The sequence below is a fragment of the Amycolatopsis sp. NPDC059235 genome (genome assembly GCF_042754125.1).
Lineage (GTDB): Bacteria > Actinomycetota > Actinomycetes > Mycobacteriales > Pseudonocardiaceae > Amycolatopsis > Amycolatopsis albidoflava.
The window spans coordinates 1-22,608 of record NZ_JBHZAG010000049.1; the positions used below are offsets into that span (position 1 = coordinate 1).

Here is a 22,608-nt window from a genome sequence, read left to right on the forward strand (position 1 = left end):
CCGCCGCTAACCGCCCCGCGTCTAGTAGTGCCCCCCGCCCCCGGGAGCTTGGTGGCCGGTCTCCACACCCGGACCCGGGGGTCGCGATAACCCGCGGGCCGCCCCCCCCCCGTGGTGCGGGGGGGGGCGCGGCCGCCGTCAGTTCTACTGTTAGTACGGGTTTCCGGCGAGCGCCGGCCAAAGACGTCTTCTGAGTAGGTTTTCGATCACCGGACCGCCTGAGCCGCCCGGAATTCCCTTCGGCCGGACGCTCGCCAATACTACGGAAAGTAGCTCCGCAATTCGCACTGCGCGGGACGGGAAATGCGACTTCTTCCGCAGTGTGCGCAGAGTAACCTCCCCCAGCAAGGGGAGCCGGTGATCTTGCCGTTCCCGCCCGGAGAATGCGGTGCCCACCAGCGCACCGGCACCCGGGTCGAGCGGCGAAGATCACCGGCTGTCATTCACTCGAACGGGGCGTAGGGAAATCATGATCTAGTGCTCCTTGTCACCTTTTGCCAGACTGGGAACAACGCACCGTTTCGCCGGTGATTAATCGCCGATCGCGAACGTACGCACCGTTTCCAGGAGGCCTCGTCATGAGGTGTGACGGCACGACCCGAAAACACGCGAGCCGGACGGCTTGCTGGGTCGTGCGTGTCCTGTTCCTGGCGGGGACGGTCGCGGGCGGACTCCTTCTGACGTGGCTGATCTCGACCTCCTCCGCCGCGGCGGAGCCGATGCCGCCGACGCCGGACGTGCCTTCCCTGCTCTCGGACACCGGCGTCCAGCACATCGCGGACGGTGTCCCGCGTCCTGACGTAGCGGCGGTCGGCAAGAAAATCGTTGGCACGGTGGAGAAAACCGTCTCCCGTCTAGTTCGGACCGCGACCCCGCAGCCCACACCGGTCACTGCCCAGCCACCCCGATCCGTCGTGCAGCCGACGAAATCCGCCATCGCCGAACGACCAGCGAAATCAGCGGCGCGCCCGGCGGAAAAGGCCAAAGCACCGACGACCGCCGTCCAACGGCAGGTTCCCGTAACGAACGCCGCCCCGTCAGTCGCTCCGCCGGCCGCTCCGGTCAAATCGTCGGTTCGACACACGATCCACCGGGCATCCGTACCCGAACACCGCACCCCCGCGCCGAAAACAAAGCACGCACACACCCCGACGATTCCGGCGTCGCCTGGCGTATTTGTCTGGCAAAGCGGTTCGGCACCGGGCGGAGTGCAGCAGCCGACGCGGTTGTCCGAGCCGGCACCGGTGGCAATTCCGGCTCGTCCTGGCGACACGTCCTGCCCGGCGAATACGAACGCCCGTCCCGGATACGACCCGGACTAGCCCGGCCCGCTCCCCTGTTTCCGGTAACAAGCCCCTTCTTCTTCACGGGCTCTGAAGTCGTGCCCGAAATCTCCGTCCATCACAGAGAACAAAGGAATTCGTCATGCACATTTGGGTCAAGCGCGGCATGCAGACGGCACTCGTCTCGGGCGGCCTGTTCGTCCTCGGCACCGGGGTCGCCTCCGCCGCCGAAAGTCCGGACGCTCCGGCCAATCCGATCGACGCCGGCGTCACCGTGCCGATCGACATCGGCGACAACGTCCTCGGCACCCCGGCCGGGCAAACGAAACTGCCCGGATACCAGGGCGAAGTCTCCACGAAAACGCTCACCAACCCGCTCCAGCAGGCCTTGAAGCCGAAGACGAGCAGCGCGGCGAAACCAGCGACCTCAGCAGCCCCGGCCACCGCGAAGCCAACGCAAAAGACGGCGGCCAAGGCCGCGCCGAGCAAGGCCGCTCCCCCGAGCGATCCCTTGCGCGGCAGCCGCGCGAACGCGGAACTGGCGGTCCCGGTCCAAATCGCGGGCAACGCCTTCGCGGCGGGCGGACCCGCCGAGGTCGACGGCTCGAATCATCACCAGACCTACCGCAACGACCACGACATCACCACCAGCGGCGCGGGCACCCCGCTGGGCGGAAACGTCGTCGACGCACGCTGGGCGGTCCCGGTGCAATTCGCGAACAACGCGATCTCCTGGGCCGGCGCCGCGCGCACGAAGGGCGGCCGCGCCGAGCAAACCACCTCGACGACCGGGAGCGACACCACCGACGGCCGCGGCGGCACCGGGTCCGGCAACGTCCTGGCCGGGCAGTGGGCGACGCCGCTGCAGGTCACCGGCAACGCGGCGTCCTGGGGAGGTTCGGCCCAGACCACCGACTCGCAGGCGCACAACACCACCAGCTCCGGCGGTCCGATCTCCAGCGCCGGGAAGGACGGCACGCTCGCGGGCAACGTCGGCGCGGCACCGCTGGCGTTCCCCTGGGAATTCAACGGAAACGCCCCGACCTGGGGCGGTGTATCCACAGTGGATTCCTCGAACACGACCGACACGGTGACCGCGGGCGGCACCAAGGAAGGGATCAACCACATCCCGTCCTACGTGCAGACCAACGGCGACCGCGGGACCGGCTCCGGCAACATCGTGCAACCGCAAGGCGCGGGCATCGCGAACGTAGCCAGCGTCGCGGCCGCCTGGGCGGGGAAATCCAGCACCGGCGGCGTGCACGGCAGCCCGCTGGCGGACCCGGTTCCGCTGCCCGGTTACCCGTTCCCGACCGGCAACCCGCTCACCGGCGGAATCAACCCCGCCGCGCCGGCGCCGACCGGCCAGCCGACCCGTCCGGACGGCTCGCCGCTCTGGCCGGTCCCGATCCCGAGCCCGCAGCCGGTTCGCCGGCGCACGCGCCGAAGTCGGCGTCCAGCTCGAAATCGACCGTCACGTCCGGCGGGTTCTCCTCCACCTCCGCGAAGGACGGCACGGGTTCGGGCAACATCGCCGACGCGCCGCTGGCGGTCCCGGCCGAGGTGTTCGGCGTCGCCGGGAACTGGGGCCTGGAGTCGTACGCCGGGCACGACAACACGTCCGACGTGAAGTCCGGCAGCGGCACCTACTCGAACGGCAACGGCGGGAAGCTGTCCGGCAACCTCGTCTCGGAGCCGGTCGCGGCCAGCCCGGACGTCTTCGGGTCGGGCGCCTCGTGGATCGGCAACAGCTACGGCCAGGCCACCAACACCAAGAACGTCCAGGCCGGCGGCTACGACGGCACCCAGGGCAACAACTCCGAGGGCTCCGGCAACATCGTCACCGCCCCGGCCGCGCTGCCCGCCGAGGTGTTCGGCGTCGGCGGGTTCTGGATCGGCCAGGGCGTCGGAGTCGCCGACGAGCACAAGAAGGTCACCGCCGGCGGCGACGGAAATACCAATGACGACAACGGAAAACTGTCCTCGAACGTCATCGCCGCCCCGCTTTCCGCGCCGACGCAGGTCTTCGGCGTCGGGGCCGCGTGGATCGGCCGAGGCATCGGCGAAGCGAGCAACCACACCGATTCCAAGGCGGGCGGCGACTACCACGGAACCGGCGCGCTCGGCACCGTGGCCGGAAACATCGCGCAGACCCCGATTTCGCAGGTCACCCAGGTCGACGGAGACGGAGCGGCGTGGGGCGGCTACGGACAGGGCGTGTCCGACAACACCACCAACTCCCGTGCGGGCGGCAAGAACCTCGCCGACGGCCGCGGCGGTACCCTGGCTGGCAACGTCGTCAACGCACCGTCCGCCGGAACCGCGGGCGTCTTCGGCGTGGCCCCGGCCTGGATCGGCCGAGTGACCGGCGACGCGACGAACAACACCACCTCCACCGCGGGCGGCGACACCCACACCGCGGGCGGCCGCGGCCAGCTCGCCGGTGACGTCGTGTCGGCCGAGGCTCTCCCGATCGCCCAGGTCTTCGGCGATTCGGCGGCCTGGGCCGGGATGGTCGACGGCAGCGCGGTGAACCACACCCGCAACACCTCCGGCGGCGACATCACCAGCTCCGGCACCGGCACGTCCGGCGTCGTGCAGGACGTGCCGACCTCCGAGGTGGCGCAGGTGTTCGGCGACTCGGCGGTGTGGGGCGGAGTCGCGAACGCCTACGGCGACAACGTCACGCACGGCAATTCTGGCGGCCACGTCGTCACGACGGGCCGGCACAACCAGACGCCGGTCGGCGCGGTCGGGCAGATCTACGGCGTCCACCCGGCGCTGCTCGGGCAGGCGACGTCGATCGTCCCGGAGAACGTCACGCAGGTGGTGGACGGGGACACTCCGGCGCAGCTGGACCTGCCGCTGAACCCGTCGGCATTGCCTGCCAACGGGATTCCGACCTTCCCGGGTCTGCCTGGCTGAGCCAAGCGGGGTGCCCGGGTCGCGCCGCCCGGGCACCCCGCCTACCCGGTCAGAAACTGAACCATTGCGAGGACACCAGCACCAGTCCCAGCGAGCACACGGCGACCACCACTAGTCCGAGCGCGGCCACGACCAGCGGCCGCAGCCCGCTGCGAGCCATCTGCCGCAGGTCGAAGTTCAGCCCGACCCCGGCGAAGCACAACAGGAACGCCCACTTGGACAGATTCCCCAGGTTCGCGACCTCCGCCTTGGTGAACACGTGCGCGGTCGCCAGCGCGGAAACCGCGATGAACCCCAGCACGAACTTCGGGAAGGTGCGCCACACAAAGCCCGCACGGCCCTTCACCCCACCAGCGACCGCCTTGCCACCGCGAGTCGACCAGTACGCCGCGTACCCGAGCACCACAAGACCGATCAACGCGTTCCGGGTGCTCTTCACCGCCACCGCGACGTCCTGCGCATGCGGCGAGTAAGCCGCCCCAGTCGCGGTCGTCTCCGCGGTGTTGTCCACCGCGAGTCCGGCCCACAGGCCGAATTCGGTGTCAGTCAGGTTCAGCGCGTGCCCGATCGCCGGGAAGGTGAACAGCGCGACCGCACCCAGCGCGAGGATCGCCGCGATGGCGTAGCCGGAATCCTCGTCGTCGGCGTCGATCGACCCGCGCCCGGCGATGATGGCTGACACACCACAGATCGACGTGCCGATCGCCAGCAGTGAAGACAGCTTCCCGCCGAGGCCGAAAGCCTTGCCCACCAACAGGATCACCGTCGTCGCAACGGCCATGTCGACCAGGATGAGCCCCAGGCTGAACCCGCCGAGCTTGGCCAGGTCGCCCAGCACGAAGCGGGCGCCGAGCAGGACGATGCCGGTCTTCAGCCAGAACTCGTAGGTCCCGACGCCGGGCCGGAACAGCGCGGGGATGCCGATCGTGTTGCGGATGACCAGTCCGAGGACGATCGCCCACAGCACGTATTCGATGTCCGGCAGCGCGGTCCCGGTCGCGTGGCCGAGGCTGCGCACGCCGTTCTGCGCCAGTGTTCCGACCACGCCGACCGCTGCCAGCAACAGCAGCCCCGGCACATACCTCACGACCGCGGGCACCGTGCGGCGGCCTTCCAGCGCGGCCGTCATTTGACGAGGAACGGGATCGTCGGCAGCACGCCGAACGCGGCCAGCGCCACCAGGACGGCCGCGACCAGCACCGCCGCCCAGTCGGCGCTGATCCGCGCGGTGCCTCGCGGCTTCGAATCGGAACTCATGACCGCAGGACTGTAGGCGGGCCGGCCGCGCCAGTCCGCCCCGTCCACCAGCTGAGAAACCTCCTTTGTGGACACCGGCGGAACAACACCGGCCGGCCGCCCACATCCTGAGCAGCAGTGCGGCGCACCCCGGATTCCGGCTACCTCTGGCACAAACGAATCGAGGGGGCCGTGCCCGCATGAGTTCACCGAAAACCTTGCACCTCGCCGTCGAACTCGACAGCGCTGGAGCACCTCCAGGAGCCGATCCGCACGCGCTGGCGGACGTCGTCGCCGACGCCGAGCGGGCCGGGTTCACGTTCGCCACCTTCGACGACGCGCCCGCCGGCGGCTTCCGGGTCGAGGCCACAGTCCGCGCGGCCTACTCCGCCACCTCGACGTCCCGGATCGGACTGGCTCCGACGTCGCACGTGCTGACCGCCGAACCGTTCCACCTGGCCGCTCAGCTGGCGAGCCTCGACCACGCCACGCACGGCCGCGCCGCCTGGATCGTCGGCACCGCCGCCACGCCCGAAGCGCTCGCGACGATCGGCCGCGCGCACCCGGACGACCTCCGGCAAGAGGTGGCCGACGTCGTCGAAACGATCCGGCGACTGTGGGACTCGTGGGAGGACGACGCGGTCATCAAAGACCTCGCCACCGGCCGCTATCTGGACCCGGACAAGGTCCACCACGTGGACTTCGAAGGGGAAACGTTCTCCGTCAAAGGCCCGCTGATCACGCCGCGACCGCCGCAGGGCAGCCTCGTCGTGCTGGCCGCCGAGGAGTTCGCCGACGTCGTCCGGCCGGACATCGTGCTCACCGACGATCTCCGCCACCGCGACCGAACCGCGCCCCTGGTGTTCGGCGAGCTAGAAGTCCGTTTCGACTCGACCGAGCCGTCGCCGAATGGCCGCACCCGCTACACCGGTTCCCCCACCGGGCTGGTCACGTTGCTGGAGCAGCTCGATCTCGACGGCGTGCGCCTGCACCCCGGCCCGAACGACCTGCCAGTCCTGAGCCAAGAGGTACTCCCGGAACTGCGCCGGCGAGGCCTGCTCGCCCCGCAGGAACCGGGCACGACCCTCCGCACGACGCTGGGCCTCCCGCGTCCCGAGAACCGATTCGCCGTGTCGTCGAAGGGAATCGCATGACCGCGCAGCTGCACCTCGGGGTCTTCTACACCGGCGTCGGACCGCAGTTCCTGTGGGACGACCCGTCGAACGCCGATCACACCGCGATCGAGACGTACGTGTCGGTGGCCCGGACCCTGGAACGCGGGCTGTTCGATGCGTTCTTCCTCGGCGAAGGCTTGCGGGTCCGGGAGAATCGCGGCCAGGTGCACGCCTTGGACGTCGCGGGTCGCCCCGACGCGATCACCCAGCTCAGCGCGCTGGCCGGGGCGACGGCGAAGATCGGGCTGGTCGCCACGCAGAACACCACCTACAACTACCCCGCCGACCTCGCCCGTCGCCTCGCCTCGCTCGATTACGTCTCGGGCGGGCGGGCCGGGTGGAACATCGTCACCACCGACAATGCCTGGACTGGAGCCAACTTCCGCCACGGCGGCTGGCTTGCGCACGAGCGCCGCTACGAACGCGCGACCCAGTTCGTCGAAGCGGCGAAAGCCTTGTGGACCGGACCGGTCGAGGCGGACACCGATCTGGTGCGGCTGCGCGCCGAACCGACAGTGCCGCCGAGCCCGCAGGGTCGTCCGGTTGTGTTCCAGGCCGGCGACTCCCCCGGCGGCCGGGAATTGGCCGCGCGGCACGCCGACGTCGTCTTCTCCGCGAACACCGCCTACGACAAAGCGGCGGCTTACGCGGCAGACCTGCGGGACCGATTGGCCCGCCACGGCAGGCCCGCTGACGCGGTACGCATTCTGCCTGGTGCGTCGGTCGTCCTCGGTGACACGCCGACCGACGCCGCTGAACGCGCGGAGGAAATCCGCCGCCGCCAGATCAACCCGCAGCGCGCCATCGCGTTCCTCGAACAGTATTGGGGCCAGGACCTGTCGGCGTTCGATCCGCACGGGCCGCTGCCCGACATCGAACCGGCCGAGGGCGAACTCGACCCGTCGCGCGGCACGATCTCGATCGAGCACCGCACCGGAAAGCTCGAACGCATCCAGCAGTGGCGCGAACTCGCCGAGGCGAAGAACCTGTCGATCCACCAGCTGGTGCAGGAGGTCGAACCGCGGCACCACTCGTTCGTCGGGACGCCCGCGCAGGTCGCCGACGAATGGGCCCGGTACGCGGCCGACCGCGTGGTCGACGGGTTCAACCTCACCCCGCACCTCGTCCCCGGGACGATCGACGAGGTGGTCGACCGGCTCGTGCCGGAGCTGCAGGACCGCGGCGTCTACCGCACCGAGTACACCGGCACGACCCTGCGCGAACACCTGGAGCTGCCGTGAGGTTCCTGCTGATCACCCTGATCACGCACACCCCCGACCCGGTCACCGGGGAACTGGCCGCGCCGGACGCCCGGCTGCGCGAGGTCGTCGAAAACGCCGAACTCGCCGAGGAACTGGGCTTCGACGGCGACGGCGTCGGCGAACGGCACGAGCGGCCGTTCCTGTCGTCGTCCCCGCCGGTGGTGCTCAGCCACATCGCCGCCCGGACCCGCCGGATCCGGCTGTTCACCGCGGTCACGACGCTCAGCCTGCTCGACCCGGTGCGCGCGTTCGAGGACTATTCGATGCTGGACAACCTGTCCGGCGGCCGGCTCGAACTCATCATCGGCAAGGGCAACGGCTCGGCCCAGCGCGAACTATTCGACGTCACGCCCGAGGACCAGTGGGACCGCAACGCCGAGGGCTACGAGCTGTTCCGCAAGCTGTGGCAGGCGGACCGGGTCACGTGGTCCGGGCGGTTCCGGCCGCCGCTCACCGCCGCGGAAGTGTGGCCGCGGCCGCTGCAGCAGCCGATCCGGATCTGGCACGGGAGCGCGACCAGCCGCGAATCCGTCGAGCTGGCGGCGAAACACGGGGATCCGCTGTTCTCGGCGAACGTCACCAACCCGATCGGCCCGTACGCCGAGCTGATCCGGCATTACCGGGAACGCTGGGCCTTCCACGGCCGCGACCCGGTTCAGGCGGTGGTCGGCGCGGGCACGGCCGGATTCCATCTGGCGAGCCGATCGCAGGACGCGCTGGAGGCGTACCGGCCCATCTTCGAGGCGCGGCTGGCGCTCCAGCGCAAGCTCGGCCAGGAGGTGGTTTTCCCGACGCTGGAAGACTTCGCCGAGCGCAGCTCCGCGCTGATCGGCAGCCCTGCCCAGGTCACCGAGAAGGTGTTGCGGTACCACGAGCAGTTCGGGCACGGCGTGACCCATCTGTCCGCCGACCGCGACGGCCGGACACCGCAAGCGCATCGTGCGGCGCTGGAGCTTTTCCAGGCAGAGGTGGCGCCGGCGTTGCGGCGGGCGATAGCTGGACCGGCTTGGCCGTCGAGCTAGTACCGCTGGCCCGGCTCCAGCAATAACACCGCCAATGCGTCCGCACATCGTTGCGCTCGAAAGAGGAACCACGGCAACCGGTCATCCGTCAGCGTGTCCGAAGTGGACCGAAGCGCCAACGCCGCGTGCACGTGCCCGGAAGCACGCAGCACCGGCACCGCGATCGTCCGGACGCCGAACGCCGACTCCCCGTCGTTCAGCGCGTAACCCGCCTCCCTCACGCGGTCCAGTTCCGCGCGCAGGTCGGCTTTGTGCGTGATGGTGCGCGCGGTGTAGGCCGTCAGCGGCGGCAGTGCGTCCAGGTCGTCCTCGCCCGGCGGGGCCCACGCGAGCAGGACCTTGCCCAGCGCCGTCGAGTGCAGCGGGCGGCGCAAGCCGAGCCCGGCGGTGAGGGCGACGCTCGTGCCGGCCAGGATCACCGCGTCGGTGCCGCTGCGGATGGCCAGGTCGGCGGCGGTGCCGGTGGCCTTGGCGACCTCGGCGAGTTCGTCCGCGGCAAGGTGGATTCCGCGCTGGTACAGCGAAAGCTGGCCGAGTTCGGCGACCGCGGGCCCGAGCCGGTAGCGCAGGCTGCCCTCCGCCAGCGCGAGGAATCCCGTCGCCGCCAGGGTGCGGGCGATCCGGTGCGCGGTCGAGACCGAAAGGTTCATCCGCCGCGCCAGTTCGGAGACGCCGAGATCGCCGGGGTTGTCCCGGAAGCACTGCAGCATGCCCAAGGCCCGGGTGACCGCCTGCGATCCGGCGGGCACGGCTTCGGCGGCGTTACCGGCTTTGCTCACCATGTGGCAAGTGTCGCACAGGTTCTCCGCACTAGTACCAGTAGTCGTCCGCGGATCTCTCATGATGTGGAAATAATTGTCGGCCCGGCACGGCTCGTGCGACGGTTCCGGCCGTCTCCCCTCCTCACCCGCTGGAGCAACTGTGCCCGCCCTGCCGGAAATCTGGTTCACCCGCTGTCCCGTGCCCACCGCGACCGGGATCGCCGCCGACCGCGGCGAACTGGCCCGCGAATTCGCACCGGACGGCATCCGCGTGCGCGCGCTGCAAGATCTGCCCGCCGACCAGCGGGACGCGCATTTCACCCACGAGCTGCCCGGCCTGTTCCGCGAGGGCGGCAACGTACCGGCGCTGTGGGCCCGTTCGCGCGGCGTCGAAACCCGGCTGATCGCGTTGACGTGGATCGAAGAACGCCAGAACATCCTGGTGCGCGCGGACAGCCCGGTCGCCGAACCCGCGCAGCTGCGCGGACTCCGGCTCGCCGTGCCCCGCCACGAAATCGCGATCGACTTCTGGCGGGCGATGGCGTTGCACGGACACGCCGGGGCGCTGTCGCTCGCCGGGCTCACCCTCGCCGACGCCGACCTGGTCGACGTGCCCGGGTCCCCGATCGGCCAGTGGGAAGGCGAGCTGGCGGCGTTGCGGGACGGCCTCGTGGACGCCGTTTACGTCAAGGGCGCGGTCGCCGTCGAAACCGCGCGCCGGTTCGGGGCCAAGGTCGCGATCGACCTCGACGCCGCGCCCGATCGCCGCGCGCGGGTCAACAACGGCACGCCGCGGCCGGTGACCGTCCACCAGCGGCTGCTCGACGAGCACCCGGACGTGGTGACTCGATTCCTGGCGCTGCTGCTGGAATCCGCCGCGTGGGCCGCTGACCGGCCAGAGGACGTCGCTCGGATACTGCGCGCCGAAACCGGCGCGGGCGTCGAAGGCGTCACCGGCGCCTACCGTCCCGAAACCGCCGCGAACCTCGGGCTTTCGCTGTCCGACGAGCGGCTGTCCTTGCTCGAACGCCAAGAGCTTTTCCTGAGGCAGCAAGGGTTTCTCGAAAGCCCGGTGGACGTGTCCGACTGGGCCGCTCCCGAACCGCTGCTCGCCGCCCGCGCGCTCGTCGACCAGCGCGCGACCCCGCTCGTATCCCCGATCTCCCCCGGAGCCCGACCATGAGAATCCGTTCCCTCGCCCTGGCCGCCGCCGCGGTACTCGCCTTCGCCGGAGTCGCAGCCTGCTCGTCCAGCTCGGCCGACGCGGGCACCGTGAAGGTCCGCATCCCCGACGACAGCAATTCCGGACTGCTCGCCGTGGGCCGCAAAGACGGCTCGCTCGCCGCCGCGCTCGCGAAAGTGCACGCCTCGGTCGAATGGACCGGCACCGCCGGAGCGTTCGCTCCCGCCGCACAGCAGCTCGACGCGAACGCACTCGACTTCGCGTCCGGTTCGATCACTTCGGCGACCGCGGCGCTCGCGCAGAATCCCGGCTTCAAACTGTTTTCCGCCACCCAGCCGGACAAACTCGGCGAAGGCATTCTCGTCAAGAACAGCTCGCCGATCACGAATGTGCGAGACCTCGTCGGCAAGAAGGTCGCGGTCTGGCACGGTGGGACGAGCGAATACCTGTTGCTGCAGGCGTTGCGGCAGGCCAATGTGCCGATCGATTCGGTTCAGCGGGTGTATCTGCAGCCCGGACAGGTCGCGCCGCTGTTCGCGTCCGGCCAGGTCGACGCGTGGTCGACGTGGGCCCAGTTCTCGGTTCCGCGCCTGGCCGACGGGGGTTCCCGCTTCCTCGTGCCCGGCGGCCAAGTCGGTTCGGAGAATTACGCGGTCTGGGCAGTGCGCACCGGATTCGCCGATCAGCACCCCGAAGTCGTGCGCGCACTGTACGACTATCTGCGCGCCGCCGGACAGCGTCAGCAGCAGGATCCGGGCGCGTTCCTGAACGTCAAAACCACTTCGGGACCGGAAGCGCTTTCCCCGGCGCAGAAAACCGTCGCGGAGTCGATCAACAAAGCGCTTTCGCCGACCGCCCCGATCGGCGCGGCCGAACTCGACCGCTTCCACAACGTCGCCCGATTCTTCGCCGATCAGCACATCACCAACGGTTTCTTCGACGTCAAGCCGTACGTCATCGACGTGACCTCCTTGCCCGGGAGCCCGAAGTGAGCACGGCGACCGAATTCTCCGTCGCGTCGACGGCCGGGCTCGTCGTACCGGACGCCCCCGCGCCGCGCACCCGGCGGCGCGGACTCCGGCTCGCCCTGCGCGTCGTCGGCCCGCTGGTGCTGCTGCTCGCCTGGATCACCGGCTCAGCCACCGGCGTGCTCAGCCCGACACTGCTCGCCTCCCCCGGCCAAGTAGTGGCCGCGGTGGGCGAACTGTGGACCAGCGGGCAACTCGGCGACGCGCTGGAAGTCTCGCTCGCCCGCGCCGGAGCCGGGCTGGCCATCGGCGTGCTGGTCGGCCTCTCGCTCGGCGTCCTGACCGGATTTTCCCGGCTGGGCGAGGAATTGCTCGACTCGTCCGTACAACTGCTGCGGACTGTCCCGTTCCTTTCGCTGGTCCCGTTGTTCATGGTGTGGTTCGGGATCGGCGAAACCGCGCGGGTCGTGCTGATCGCGGTGGCAACGAGCTTCCCTATGTATGTCTCCACTTCCGGCGGAGTCCGCAACGCCGACCGCGGCCTTCTCGAAGCGATGCGGACGTTCGGGATGGGTCGGCTGGCTCTCGTGCGGGAAGTCGTGCTGCCGGGCGCATTGCCGTCGCTGCTGTCCGGGCTGCGGTTGTCGATGACGCTCAGCGTGATCGCGCTCATCGCCGCCGAGGAGTTCAACTCGACGGCGGGCATCGGGTACCTGATGTCGACCGCGCAGGAGTATTCGCGCACCGACGTGCTCACCGTGTGCATCCTGATCTACGCCGTGATCGGCCTGCTCGCCGACGGCGCGGTCCGGCTGCTGGAACGGCTGGTCATGCCGTGGCGGACCGTCGGACGGGGCGCCCGGTGAACGCGGCGGCCGTGCACCTGCGCGGGCTCGAGCGGCGGTTCGGCGACCGCGCAGTGCTGGACAGCCTCGACCTCGACATCCGCCGCGGCGAGTTCTTCGCGCTGCTGGGTGCCAGCGGCAGCGGGAAAACGACCCTGCTCCGGTTGCTGGCCGGTCTAGACCGCCCCGACAGCGGCACAGTCCTAGTACCCCAGGTCCGCACGGTGGTATTTCAAGAGCCCCGGTTGGTGCCGTCGAAGCGCGTGCTGGCGAACGTCACCGTCGGAATGCCGCGTGGCAGCGCCACCCGGCGGACCGGGCTGGACGCGCTCACCGAAGTCGGCCTCGCCGACCACGCCGACGCCTGGCCCGCCACCCTGTCCGGCGGCGAGGCCCAGCGAGTCGCACTGGCGCGCGCCCTCGTCCGCGAACCCGAACTGCTGCTGCTCGACGAGCCGTTCGCCGCCCTCGACGCCCTGACCCGGCTGCGGATGCAAGACCTCGTCGAACGCCTGTGCCGCGTCCACCGGCCAGCCGTCCTGCTGGTCACCCACGACGTCGACGAGGCCATCCGGCTCGCCGACCGCATCGGCGTCCTGCGCGAAGGACGGCTGATCACTGACGAACGTGTCGGCCTGGACCGGCCTCGCGATCCGGCCGATCCCGCCTTCGCCGCGCTTCGTTCCCGCTTGCTCGCCGATCTCGGCGTGCACACCCTTGAGGAGACCTCCCCATGACCGTCCACATCGGAGTCCACCCGCACAACCCGTCCCTCTACCACCTCTCCCGCCTCGGCTTCCTCGAACAACTGCTGCGGCCGCTCGGCGAAGACGTGGAATGGCACCGAATCGGCGGCCTCGACACCGCGGCCGCGCTCGCCGACGGGCGGATCGATTTCGGCGGCACCGGGTCGACCCCGCCGCTGTCCGCGCAGGCCGACGGCCACGACCTCGTCTACGCCGCCGTCTCCGCGCCACGGCCGGGCCACGGCGCACTCCTGGTGCGCGACGACATTCAGGTGGCGGACTTGAAGGGCCAGACCGTCGACCTCGCGATCGGCTCATGGCAGACTCACTTCGTCAGCAAGCTCCTGAGCAGCCACGGACTCGATTACGGACGGGACATCACCGCGCGCCGAGCCGGACCGTCCTCCGCCGAAGACCTTCGCGAAGGGCGTGTCAAAGCATGGGTCGCCCAAGGCGCGGAGCTGTTCGCCGCCCGTCGCGCCGGCAAGGTACGCACGCTCGTCGAAGCCGGGGACGTGATCGCCGACCGCTCGGTGTTCTTCACCCGCCGCGACGTCGCCGACACTCGACCCGAACTCGTCGGCGCCATCGTGGAAGCCCTGCAGCAGGCCGACGACTGGGCTGCCGCGAACCTGATCGAAGCAGCGGACTTCACCGCCGCCGAGCAAGGCGGCGACGCCGAGGATTGGCATGCCGCGCTGGCGGTGCTGCCCTGGCGACTCGAGCCGGTGAGCGACGTCTTCCTCGCCGAGCAGCAGGAAGCCGCCGACATCCTGGCGGACGCCGGATTCCTGGCGCGGCCGATCAAGGTCGCCCAGATCCGGCACGCGGGCCTGGACCAGGCTGTCGCGGCGGCACTCGGTGTGAAGGGCTGAAATCGTGACCGAAATCCTCTGGTACCTCATCCCCCGCGAAGGCGCCTATCCCTGGGAGCCGGAAGGACGCCGCCAAGTCGACCTGGCCTACCTCCAGCAGCTCGGTACCGCGGTCGACCGCATCGGCTTCGACGGCGCCCTGTTCGCCACCGATCTTTATGACGTGTGGCCGCTCGCCAGCGCACTCGCCGCGGTCACCCGGCCGTCTTTCAAGCCGTTGCTCGCCGTGCACCCCGGCCTGATTTCCCCGACCCAGCTGGCGAAAATGGCGTTGACCTTCGAGCAGCTCTTCGGCCGGGACCGCCTGCGTTTCAACGTGGTCAACGGCTCCACGCCCGCGCTGCGGCAAGCCGGTCTGCAGCTCGAACACGACGAGCGGTACGCCCTCAGCGCCGAATACTGGTCGCTGGTCAAACGCCTCACCGCCGGGGAAACGTTCGACCACAAAGGACAGTTCTACGAGCTGACCGGCGCCGGACAGGGACTGAGCGAACTGGTCCCGGACGGCGGCGCGCACGTCCCGCTGTGGTTCGGCGGCTCCTCCCCGGCGGGTATCGAAATGGCCGCCGAGCACGTCGACGTGTACTTGACCTGGGGCGAACCTCCGCACCTGCTCAAGGAAAAGCTGGAACGAGTCCGCGAACGAGCCGCCGCGCACGGCCGCGAACTCCGGCTCGGCCTGCGGTTGCACCTGATCGTCCGGGACACCGAGGAAGAAGCGTGGGCCGCCGCCGACCGGCTCCTCGACGTGACGAGCAACAGCACGTACGAACGCATGCTCGGCGACGCGGCGGCCAATGACGGCGAGGGCTGGCGACGGCAATTCCGTCAGCACGGCGGCGTCGTCCCGGCCCGCGCGCGAGAGCTCGAAGAGCACCCGAACCTGTGGCCTGGCATGGGTTTGTTCCGTCCGGGGCCGGGCACCGCCGTGGTCGGCAGCACGGAACAGGTGCTGGAGCGGCTGGCGGAATTCCGGGATCTCGGCGTCGACGTGTTCATCCTGTCCGGCAATCCGTTGCTGGAAGAGGCTTACCGGGTGGGGGAAACGATTCTTCCGGCGTTGCGCGGATGAACGCTCTCCTCGCCGCCGCCCGCGAACTCGACCTGCCCCGCCTGCGAGCCCGCCTGCACGCGACGCCCGAGGTAGGGCTCCACCTGCCCCGGACCCAAGAAACCGTCCTCGCCGCCCTCGACGGCCTGCCGGTCGAAATACACACCGGCCGCGCGCTGAGTTCAGTCGTGGGCGTCGTGCGCGGAGCGACCCCCGGGCCCACCGTCGTGCTTCGCGCCGACCTCGACGCGTTGCCGTTCCCCGATGGACCCCGGCATGCCTGCGGCCACGACCAGCACGCGGCGATGCTGGTCGGCGCGGCACGGCTGCTGTCCGCCCGCCGGGACCGGCTGGCCGGCGACGTCCTGCTCATGTTCCAGCCCGGCGAGGAGGGCCACGACGGAGCGCGCCACATGCTCGAAGAAGGCCTCCTCGACGCGACCGGCTCCACCCCGATCGCTGCCTACGCCCTGCACTCGGCCGCGTCGTCGCCGCTCGGTGCCTTCGGCAACACCGCCGGTCCAGCGCTGGCCGCGTCCGGCAGCGTGACGATCACCTTGCGCGGCCGGGGCGGGCACGGGGCCTGGCCGCACCGCGCCGCCGATCCGGTGCCGGCGGCCGGTGCGCTGATCACCGCGCTGTATGCGGTGGTCAACCGGGAGTTCGACGTCCAGGAGCCCGTGGTCCTGACCGTCGGCAGCGTCCATGCCGGGACGCAGGCGACGATCATCCCTGCTGAGGCCCGGCTGGACGCGACGCTCCGGGCGATGTCCGACGCAACACTCGACCGGCTCGCCGCCGCGGTGGAACGCGCGGTGCAAGGTGTTGCGCACGCACACGGAATCCGCGCCGAAACCACCTATCAGCCTGGCTATCCGGCGACAGTGAACCACGTCGGTGAAGCGGATTTCGTGCGCGACACCGTGCACGACGTCTTCGGCCCGGACCGGTTCGTCCGCACCGCTAAACCCGCTCTGGTGTCGGATGACATCGGCCGGATCCTGGCCGCCGTCCCCGGCGTGATGACCAGCGTCGGAGCGTGCCCGCCCGGCCGGGATCCCGCGACCGCACCGGGAAATCACGCGCCGGACGCCGAGTTCGACGACGCCGTCCTCCCCGACGGCGCGGCGCTCCTGGCCGAACTCGCGCAACGGCGGCTCGGATATTCGCTGGACAGGGCTCGCGGCGGCGCGCAAGATCAAGAGACGTGACCGATTTCGCCGCTTTGCCGCTCGCCGATGCCCAGCTGTCCGAAGCCCAAGCCGCCGACGCCGCCGAACTCCTTGTGCTGCAACGGTGTTGCTGGGTCCCGCAGGCGATCGTCAACGACACCTTAGACGTGCCCGCGCTGCACGAGGACCTGGACACCGTGCGCGGCTGGATCGCGTCCACTCGCGTGTGGACGGTCCGGATCGGCGGACGGCTCGTCGCCGCCGTTCGCGCGCATCTCGAGGAGGACCGCTGGGAGATCGGCCGCCTGATGGTCGCGCCCGATCTCGCCGGACAGGGCGTCGGCCGCTGGCTGCTGAGCTACGCCGAGCGGCAGGCCCCGCCGCAGGCGACCAGCCTGGTGCTCTACACCGGGTCGGGCAGCGAACGGAACCTGACGATGTACCGGCGCGCCGGGTACCGGGTCGCCGAACCGCCCGCGGACACGCTCGGGAAGCACATTCGCGGGGCGGTTTACCTGACGAAGAGCGCCTAGCGTCGCGCGGCGACCTCCTCCCGCCGGAGCCCGTCGGCCAGGCCGATCTCGGCGGGTCGGGGTCGCTTTCGGCGGGTCGGGGCCGGTCTCGGCGGGTTGGGGTCCCTTTCGGCGGGTCGGGGTCGCTCGCGGCAGGTTGGGGTCGCTCGCGGCAGGTTGGGGTCGCTCGCGGCAGGTTGGGGTCGCTCGCGGCAGGTTGGGGTCGCTCGCGCGGCGTCGCGGGCAGCTGCGGAGCGTTCACCGCCCGAGCGGCGTGGTCAAGCGGCCGGGAAACCGCGCCGTCGCGCCAGCACGACGACCGCCAGCACCGGCGCCATCAACACCAGCACGGTCCACGGGAACGAACCGCTGCCAGCGACGTCGAGCAGCACCCCGCCGACGACGCCGCCGGCCGCCATCGCCGCGTTCCACAGCGTCACGAGCATCGCCTGGACCGGGTCCGCGGACTCGCCGCCCGCCTCCCCGGCCGCGGTCTGCAGCAACGTCGGCACCCCGCCCCAACCGAGCCCCCACAGCGCGGCGGCGAGATACACCAGCGCCGGTTCGGTCGCGAGCAGCGCGGCGGCGACCGCGACCAGCAGTGCGCTGACGACCATCAGCAACCGCAGCCGCCGGTGGATCTGCGCGCCGACGATCCAGATGCTCGCGATCGAGGCGAGGCCGAAGGTCAGCAGGACCAGGTCGGTGTCGCCGCCCATGCCGAGGCCGGTGAGGAAGGTGGCGAGGTAGGCGTACAGGACGGTGTGCGCCAGCACGAACACCAGCGTGACGAACAGGACCGCCGCGACTCCGGGAATGCGCAGCGCAGGCAGCATCTTCGGGCGCGCTCCCCCAGCCTGGCCGGGGAAGTCGGGCACCGCCGCGCCGATCCAGGCGAGCAGCAGGACGGTGAGCACGGTCATGGCGAGGAACGCGGTACGCCAGCCGGTGAGCTGGCCGACGAACGTCCCGGCAGGCACGCCGAGGCACAGCGCGACGGGGATGCCAGCCATGGCTATCGCGATGGCGCGACCTTGCAGAGCGGGCTCGACCAGGCGTCGGGCATATCCGGCCAGCAACGCCCACGCGAGACCAGCCGCGACGCCTGCGACGAACCGCGCGACCATCGTCAGGCTGTACTCCGACGACACCGCGGTGACGGTGTTGGCCACGGCGAATCCGGCCATCGCGGTCAGGAGCAACCGTTTGCGCCGCCAGCCGGTAGTGACGGTGGACAGCGGGATCGCGGTCAGGACGGTGCCCAGCGCGTAAACGGTGACGGTCTGGCCGGTCGCCGATTCGCTGACGCCGAGCGAGCCGCTCATCGCGGGCAGCAACCCTGCGGGCAGGGTTTCGGTGAGGCTGGTGATGAACACCGCGGTGGCGAGGGACAACAGCGCGAAAAGCGGAAGCCGCTGCGTCGGCGCGACGGAGACTGAGGTGGGGCTCATGCGCCCACTGTCCGGACCGGGCCTTCGGGAATGCTTACGATCAACTGACGGTGACCTGACGATGCGACGGGGGACGGCGATGCGGTTCGGGGTGCTCGGCCCGCTCGCGGTGTGGGACGGGACAGGCTCGCTGATCACCGTCCCGGAGGCGAAGGTGCGCGCGCTGCTCGCCGCGCTGCTGGCGCACGACGGCGGACCAGTCACCGCGGACCGGCTCGTCCAGGACCTGTGGGGCGATCACCCGCCAGGCAAACCCGCGGGTGCGTTGCAGGCCAAGGTGTCGCAACTGCGGCGCATCGTCGGCCGAGACGGCGTCGAACGACACCCCGCGGGTTACCGGCTGCGGATCGAGCACTCGGACGCCGCGCAGTTCCGGGACCTCGTCGCCCAAGCTCGCGCAACACCGGATCCAGCAGCCCGGGCAGCACGGTTCGCCGAAGCCCTGGACCTGTGGCGAGGCGAGGCGTTCGCCGACTTCGCCGACGAGGAGTTCGCGCGCCCGGCCGCACACCGGTTGGCCGAACTGCGGCTGACCGCAGTGGAAGAGCAGGCTGCCGCGCAGGTCGAGGCAGGCGACTACGCCGCAGCCGACGATTTGGCGGATGCCATCGCGCAGAACCCGCTCCGGGAAGGCCTGCGGGCAGCACAGATGCGCGCGCTCTACCTGCGCGGTCGGCAAAGCGAAGCCCTTGCCTCATACACAGATCTCCGCACCCAGCTCGCCGAGGAACTAGGCGTCGACCCGAGCCCGGAGCTGCGCGCGCTGTACGAATCGCTGCTCCGGCAAGACCCCGGATTGGCCGCCGAACCACGCGGCAATCTCCCCCGCCCGCTGACGCCGTTGATCGGCCGGGAGGAGGCGCTCACGCGGCTGGCCGGGTTGCCGGCCCGGCTGGTGACGTTGACCGGGCCGGGCGGGGTCGGCAAGTCGCGGCTGGCCTTGGCCGCGGCGGGAGCCGGTTCTCCGCGAAACGAACCAGACGGCGGGTGGCTGGTCGAGTTGGCGGGCGTCCGCGGCTCCGCGGCCGACCTGGCCGAAGCAGTCGCCGCCGAACTCGGAATCCGCGACTCGGCCGACTCCGCCTCCCCTGCGCGACGACTCGTGAGAGCCCTGCGCGACCGGCGGATGCTGCTCGTCCTGGACAATTGCGAGCACGTCGTCGAAGCCGCCGCCGAACTCGTCCAAACGCTCCTCCGCGGCACCCGTGACCTGCGCATTCTGGCCACCAGCCAGGAACCGCTCGGACTGCCCGGCGAGGCCGTGTTCGCCGTGGAGCCGTTGCCGCCCGAGGATGCCGTGCGGCTGTTCACCGAACGGGCCACCGCGTCCGCCCCGGGTTTCGCGGCCGATCTCGACGCGATCACCGAAATCTGCCGTCGGCTGGACGGTCTTCCGCTCGCGCTGGAGCTCGCGGCGACTCGCGTGCGCGGCTTGGGCGTGCGAGAACTGGCCGCCCGGCTCAACGACCGGTTCGCCGTCCTGACCCGAGGGTCGCGCGGCGCTCCGGCGCGGCAGCAGACCTTGCGCGCAGTGCTCGACTGGAGCTGGGAACTGCTCAGCGAACCGGAGCGGACTGTTCTCAGCAGACTGGCCGTCCACCGCGACAGTTTCGATCTCGCCGCCGCCGAAGCCGTCTGCGCGGGAGACGCGGTCGATCTCGTGCTCCGGCTAGTCGACCGGTCGCTGGTCGCCGTCACGAACGGATCGGCCGGGGTCCGGTACCGGCTACTGGAATCCGTTGCCGCCTATGCCGTCGAACGCCTGGCGGATCCAGTCGCCACGCGCGGCCGGCACCTGCGCCATTACCTGGAAATCGCCGAGAACGCCCGCTTGCACGGCTCCGAGCAACGGACCTGGCTCGCCCGGCTGGACGTCGAAGCGGGCAACCTGCGCGCGGCACTGGACGAGGCGATCTGCCGGGCATCCGCCGAAGCGGTGCGGCTCGCGAAAGCGCTGTCCTGGTGGTGGCTGTTACGAGGCAGGCTCACCGAAGGCCGACGCATGCTGTCGGCCGTTTTAGGTGTCGCCGCAAAGGATCCGGAACTCACTGTCCTCAATGGATCGTTCGCCCTGCTGACCGGTGAACAAGCCCCGCCCGATTCCCCGGACAACGCGCGTGCACTGTGGCTGCGTGCCTACAGTTTGTTCAGCGTCGGCGACGTCGACGCCAGCTACGAGGTGAACGAGCACGCCCTCGCGGCCGCCCGGGACGACGAGTGGGGCGTCGCCGCGGCGCTCGGCCTGCGCGCCATGCTGAGCCTGGTCCGCGGGGATCTCGCCGCGCTCGGCCGGGACGGCCTGCGCAGCGCCGAACTCTTCCGCCGCCTCGGCGACCGGTGGGGCGAAATGCAGACCATCCCGCCGCTGGCCGCGCTCGCCGAAATCAAGGGCGACTACGCCGAAGCCGCCCGCCGCCAGCACGAAGGACTCGCGATCGCGCGCGAACTGGACTTGCGAGCGGAAGTCTCGGCGAGACTGTCCGGCCTAGGCCGCCTGGCCTTGCTCGAACGAGACTGGCCACGCGCCCGCGACCTGCACGAACAAGCCCTTCGCATCGCGTCCGACCACGGCTACACCTACGGCCGGATCCACGCCGAAATGGGCCTCGCCCTGGGTGCCCGCCGCTCCGGCGACCTCGACGCCGCCGAACACCGCCTGACCCGCGTCCGCGACGAATACCGCGGCCTGTCCTCGGTGGCGGGCGACCATCTGCTGTACGCGGAACTCGGTTTCGTCGCCGAACTGCGGGGAGATTCGGCGCAGGCGAAGAAGTATCACCTGCAGGGTCTGGAGTATGCGCGAATGCTTGACGAGCCGCGTGCGTTTGCGCTGTCGCTGGAAGGCTTGGCAGGCACGGTGGCTCCGCAGACGGCGGCGTTGCTGCTCGGGGCTGCCGATGCGGCGCGACGGAGTGTCGACGCTCCCCTGCCTGCCGCCGAGCGAGGTGATGTGGTCCGGATTACCGAAGCGGCACAAGCGGTTCTCGGTTCCGGCTTCGCCAGCGCGTTCGAGAGTGGTGCGCGGTTGTCCGTCGAGGACGCGGTGCGGATGGTCTCGTGAGCGAGATGATGGCACCCCGCTGAAACGGGAGGCCCCGGCACCCGGGACCTCCCGCCCGTCAGTCCACTATGGACGCACAGTGAGGATGAGCTTGCCCATCGCCTTCCGGTTCTCGATGGCCTCCAGCGCCTCCCGCACCTCCGCCAGCGGATAACTCCCGCCCAGCGGCGGCACGATCGCCCCGGCCGCCAGTTTCGGCAGGAGTTCCGTCCACTGACCCTGCAGGTACCCGGGACGCCCGAGCGCATACGCTCCCCACCCGACGCCCACGACGTCCAGGTTGTTGAGCAGCAACCGGTTCACCTTGACCTCGGGAATCGACCCGCCGGTGAATCCGATGACCAGCATCCGCCCGTCCGCGGCCAGGCAGCGCAGCGAATCAGTGAACCGGTCGCCGCCGACGACGTCCGCGATCACGTCGACCCCGCGGCCGCCGGTCGACGCCTTCACCGCGTCCTTGAAGCCGTCCGCCAGCACGTACTCGTCCGCCCCGGCCGCGACCGCCGCTTCGCCCTTCTCCGGCGTCGACACCACTCCGATCACCTTGCCCGCGCCGAACGCCTTCGCGACCTGGATCACCGCCGTCCCGACCCCGCCTGCCGCGCCGTGCACCAGCACGGTCTCCCCGGCCGCCATCCGGCCGCGCCGGCACAGCGCGAAGTGCGCGGTCAGGTAGTTGAACGGGATCGCCGCCGCCTGCTCGAAGCCCAGTTCGTCCGGAATCGGGAACACCGCGTCCGCCGCGCACGCGACCTGCCCGGCGAACCCGCCCAGGAACGGCAACGCCGCGACCCGGTCGCCGGCCTTGACCGCCGCACCGTCCGGGGCCTCCGCCACGACCCCGGCGACCTCCGCGCCCGGGATGAACGGCAGCTCCGGTTTCACCTGGTACAGCCCGCGCGTCTGCAGCACGTCCGGGAACGACACGCCGGCCGCGTGCACGTCGATCAGCACCTGGTCGGCAGCGCGCGAGGGCGAATCGACCTCGACGACGGAGACGGTCGACGGGCCTTCGAGATCCTTGATGTGTACGGCGTCCATGGTTCCGGACTCTAAAGTCCGAAGCCGCTCAAGTGAAGC

19 protein-coding genes are annotated in these 22,608 nt (G+C 70.4%); 14 read left to right on the forward strand and 5 right to left on the reverse strand.

Going from position 1 to position 22,608, the window contains the following annotated elements:
• The first annotated feature begins 1,425 nt into the window (after positions 1–1,425).
• A complete protein-coding gene (locus ACFXI3_RS27685) occupies positions 1,426–2,913 on the forward strand; it encodes a hypothetical protein (protein WP_378403334.1) in 1,488 nt (495 codons plus the stop codon).
• Complete coding sequence (locus ACFXI3_RS27690; RefSeq protein WP_378403336.1) at positions 2,847–4,208, forward strand: hypothetical protein; 1,362 nt, start codon at positions 2,847–2,849, stop codon at positions 4,206–4,208. Before ACFXI3_RS27685 ends, ACFXI3_RS27690 begins: the two co-directional genes overlap by 67 nt.
• A 49-nt stretch (positions 4,209–4,257) precedes the next feature.
• Here the strand turns inward: ACFXI3_RS27690 and ACFXI3_RS27695 are convergent, their stop codons facing one another.
• Together ACFXI3_RS27695 and ACFXI3_RS27700 are read right to left on the reverse strand one after the other, a co-directional pair.
• A complete protein-coding gene (locus ACFXI3_RS27695) occupies positions 4,258–5,337 on the reverse strand; it encodes a YeiH family protein (RefSeq protein WP_378403338.1) in 1,080 nt (359 codons plus the stop codon).
• Entirely contained in the window at positions 5,334–5,465 is a 132-nt protein-coding gene (locus ACFXI3_RS27700; protein WP_378403341.1) for a hypothetical protein, read from the reverse strand. Before ACFXI3_RS27700 ends, ACFXI3_RS27695 begins: the two co-directional genes overlap by 4 nt.
• 179 nt (positions 5,466–5,644) lie before the next feature.
• Between ACFXI3_RS27700 and ACFXI3_RS27705 the strand changes: the two genes are divergently transcribed.
• From ACFXI3_RS27705 to ACFXI3_RS27715, 3 genes are read left to right on the forward strand one after another with little or no spacing between them, the layout of a single operon-like run.
• Positions 5,645–6,598 (forward strand): LLM class flavin-dependent oxidoreductase, encoded by a 954-nt coding sequence (locus tag ACFXI3_RS27705; RefSeq protein ID WP_378403343.1) that lies wholly within the window; start codon positions 5,645–5,647, stop codon positions 6,596–6,598.
• A complete protein-coding gene (locus ACFXI3_RS27710; protein WP_378403345.1) occupies positions 6,595–7,860 on the forward strand; it encodes an LLM class flavin-dependent oxidoreductase in 1,266 nt (421 codons plus the stop codon). Before ACFXI3_RS27705 ends, ACFXI3_RS27710 begins: the two co-directional genes overlap by 4 nt.
• Positions 7,857–8,903, forward strand: a complete 1,047-nt coding sequence (locus tag ACFXI3_RS27715; protein ID WP_378403347.1) for an LLM class flavin-dependent oxidoreductase — start codon at positions 7,857–7,859, stop codon at positions 8,901–8,903. The genes ACFXI3_RS27710 and ACFXI3_RS27715 overlap by 4 nt, the downstream gene beginning before the upstream one ends.
• Here the strand turns inward: ACFXI3_RS27715 and ACFXI3_RS27720 are convergent.
• Positions 8,900–9,685, reverse strand: a complete 786-nt coding sequence (locus ACFXI3_RS27720; RefSeq protein WP_378403349.1) for an IclR family transcriptional regulator — start codon at positions 9,683–9,685, stop codon at positions 8,900–8,902. The two genes, ACFXI3_RS27715 and ACFXI3_RS27720, sit on opposite strands and share 4 nt — an antisense overlap.
• A 139-nt stretch (positions 9,686–9,824) precedes the next feature.
• Here ACFXI3_RS27720 and ACFXI3_RS27725 point away from each other — a divergent pair, with 139 nt between their 5' ends.
• From ACFXI3_RS27725 to ACFXI3_RS27760, 8 genes are read left to right on the forward strand one after another with little or no spacing between them, the layout of a single operon-like run.
• Complete coding sequence (locus ACFXI3_RS27725) at positions 9,825–10,847, forward strand: ABC transporter substrate-binding protein (RefSeq protein ID WP_378403351.1); 1,023 nt, start codon at positions 9,825–9,827, stop codon at positions 10,845–10,847.
• A complete protein-coding gene (locus tag ACFXI3_RS27730; RefSeq protein ID WP_378403353.1) occupies positions 10,844–11,839 on the forward strand; it encodes an NrtA/SsuA/CpmA family ABC transporter substrate-binding protein in 996 nt (331 codons plus the stop codon). Before ACFXI3_RS27725 ends, ACFXI3_RS27730 begins: the two co-directional genes overlap by 4 nt.
• Positions 11,836–12,681 carry an ABC transporter permease gene (locus tag ACFXI3_RS27735; RefSeq protein WP_378403355.1) on the forward strand — a complete coding sequence of 282 codons (846 nt, stop codon included), beginning with the start codon at positions 11,836–11,838 and terminating at the stop codon, positions 12,679–12,681. The genes ACFXI3_RS27730 and ACFXI3_RS27735 overlap by 4 nt, the downstream gene beginning before the upstream one ends.
• Positions 12,678–13,397 (forward strand): ABC transporter ATP-binding protein, encoded by a 720-nt coding sequence (locus ACFXI3_RS27740; protein ID WP_370936115.1) that lies wholly within the window; start codon positions 12,678–12,680, stop codon positions 13,395–13,397. The genes ACFXI3_RS27735 and ACFXI3_RS27740 overlap by 4 nt, the downstream gene beginning before the upstream one ends.
• Positions 13,394–14,281 carry an ABC transporter substrate-binding protein gene (locus tag ACFXI3_RS27745; RefSeq protein WP_378403357.1) on the forward strand — a complete coding sequence of 296 codons (888 nt, stop codon included), beginning with the start codon at positions 13,394–13,396 and terminating at the stop codon, positions 14,279–14,281. Before ACFXI3_RS27740 ends, ACFXI3_RS27745 begins: the two co-directional genes overlap by 4 nt.
• A gap of 4 nt (positions 14,282–14,285) precedes the next feature.
• A complete protein-coding gene (locus ACFXI3_RS27750) occupies positions 14,286–15,353 on the forward strand; it encodes an LLM class flavin-dependent oxidoreductase (RefSeq protein WP_344286327.1) in 1,068 nt (355 codons plus the stop codon).
• Complete coding sequence (locus ACFXI3_RS27755) at positions 15,350–16,543, forward strand: M20 family metallopeptidase (protein WP_378403359.1); 1,194 nt, start codon at positions 15,350–15,352, stop codon at positions 16,541–16,543. The genes ACFXI3_RS27750 and ACFXI3_RS27755 overlap by 4 nt, the downstream gene beginning before the upstream one ends.
• Entirely contained in the window at positions 16,540–17,037 is a 498-nt protein-coding gene (locus ACFXI3_RS27760) for a GNAT family N-acetyltransferase (protein WP_378403361.1), read from the forward strand. The genes ACFXI3_RS27755 and ACFXI3_RS27760 overlap by 4 nt, the downstream gene beginning before the upstream one ends.
• 257 nt (positions 17,038–17,294) lie before the next feature.
• Here ACFXI3_RS27760 and ACFXI3_RS27765 read toward each other — a convergent pair whose 3' ends face one another.
• Positions 17,295–18,467, reverse strand: a complete 1,173-nt coding sequence (locus tag ACFXI3_RS27765; RefSeq protein WP_378403363.1) for an MFS transporter — start codon at positions 18,465–18,467, stop codon at positions 17,295–17,297.
• Between the two features lie 61 nt (positions 18,468–18,528).
• On the opposite strand from ACFXI3_RS27765, the gene ACFXI3_RS27770 reads away from it, so the two are divergent.
• A complete protein-coding gene (locus ACFXI3_RS27770; RefSeq protein ID WP_378403365.1) occupies positions 18,529–21,528 on the forward strand; it encodes an ATP-binding protein in 3,000 nt (999 codons plus the stop codon).
• A gap of 66 nt (positions 21,529–21,594) precedes the next feature.
• Here ACFXI3_RS27770 and ACFXI3_RS27775 read toward each other — a convergent pair whose 3' ends face one another.
• Positions 21,595–22,569 (reverse strand): NADPH:quinone oxidoreductase family protein, encoded by a 975-nt coding sequence (locus ACFXI3_RS27775; RefSeq protein ID WP_378403366.1) that lies wholly within the window; start codon positions 22,567–22,569, stop codon positions 21,595–21,597.
• Positions 22,570–22,608 lie beyond the last annotated feature (39 nt).

Excerpts from the sequence above, each read along its gene's own strand:
- ACFXI3_RS27770 (WP_378403365.1), top strand. The coding sequence starts at position 18,529 with ATGCGACGGGGGACGGCGATGCGGTTCGGGGTGCTCGGCCCGCTCGCG.
- ACFXI3_RS27745 (WP_378403357.1), top strand. The coding sequence starts at position 13,394 with ATGACCGTCCACATCGGAGTCCACCCGCACAACCCGTCCCTCTACCAC.
- ACFXI3_RS27685 (WP_378403334.1), top strand. The coding sequence starts at position 1,426 with ATGCACATTTGGGTCAAGCGCGGCATGCAGACGGCACTCGTCTCGGGC.
- ACFXI3_RS27700 (WP_378403341.1), bottom strand. The coding sequence starts at position 5,465 with ATGAGTTCCGATTCGAAGCCGCGAGGCACCGCGCGGATCAGCGCCGAC.
- ACFXI3_RS27755 (WP_378403359.1), top strand. The coding sequence starts at position 15,350 with ATGAACGCTCTCCTCGCCGCCGCCCGCGAACTCGACCTGCCCCGCCTG.
- ACFXI3_RS27765 (WP_378403363.1), bottom strand. The coding sequence starts at position 18,467 with ATGAGCCCCACCTCAGTCTCCGTCGCGCCGACGCAGCGGCTTCCGCTT.
- ACFXI3_RS27710 (WP_378403345.1), top strand. The coding sequence starts at position 6,595 with ATGACCGCGCAGCTGCACCTCGGGGTCTTCTACACCGGCGTCGGACCG.
- ACFXI3_RS27720 (WP_378403349.1), bottom strand. The coding sequence starts at position 9,685 with ATGGTGAGCAAAGCCGGTAACGCCGCCGAAGCCGTGCCCGCCGGATCG.
- ACFXI3_RS27730 (WP_378403353.1), top strand. The coding sequence starts at position 10,844 with ATGAGAATCCGTTCCCTCGCCCTGGCCGCCGCCGCGGTACTCGCCTTC.
- ACFXI3_RS27695 (WP_378403338.1), bottom strand. The coding sequence starts at position 5,337 with ATGACGGCCGCGCTGGAAGGCCGCCGCACGGTGCCCGCGGTCGTGAGG.
- ACFXI3_RS27705 (WP_378403343.1), top strand. The coding sequence starts at position 5,645 with ATGAGTTCACCGAAAACCTTGCACCTCGCCGTCGAACTCGACAGCGCT.
- ACFXI3_RS27775 (WP_378403366.1), bottom strand. The coding sequence starts at position 22,569 with ATGGACGCCGTACACATCAAGGATCTCGAAGGCCCGTCGACCGTCTCC.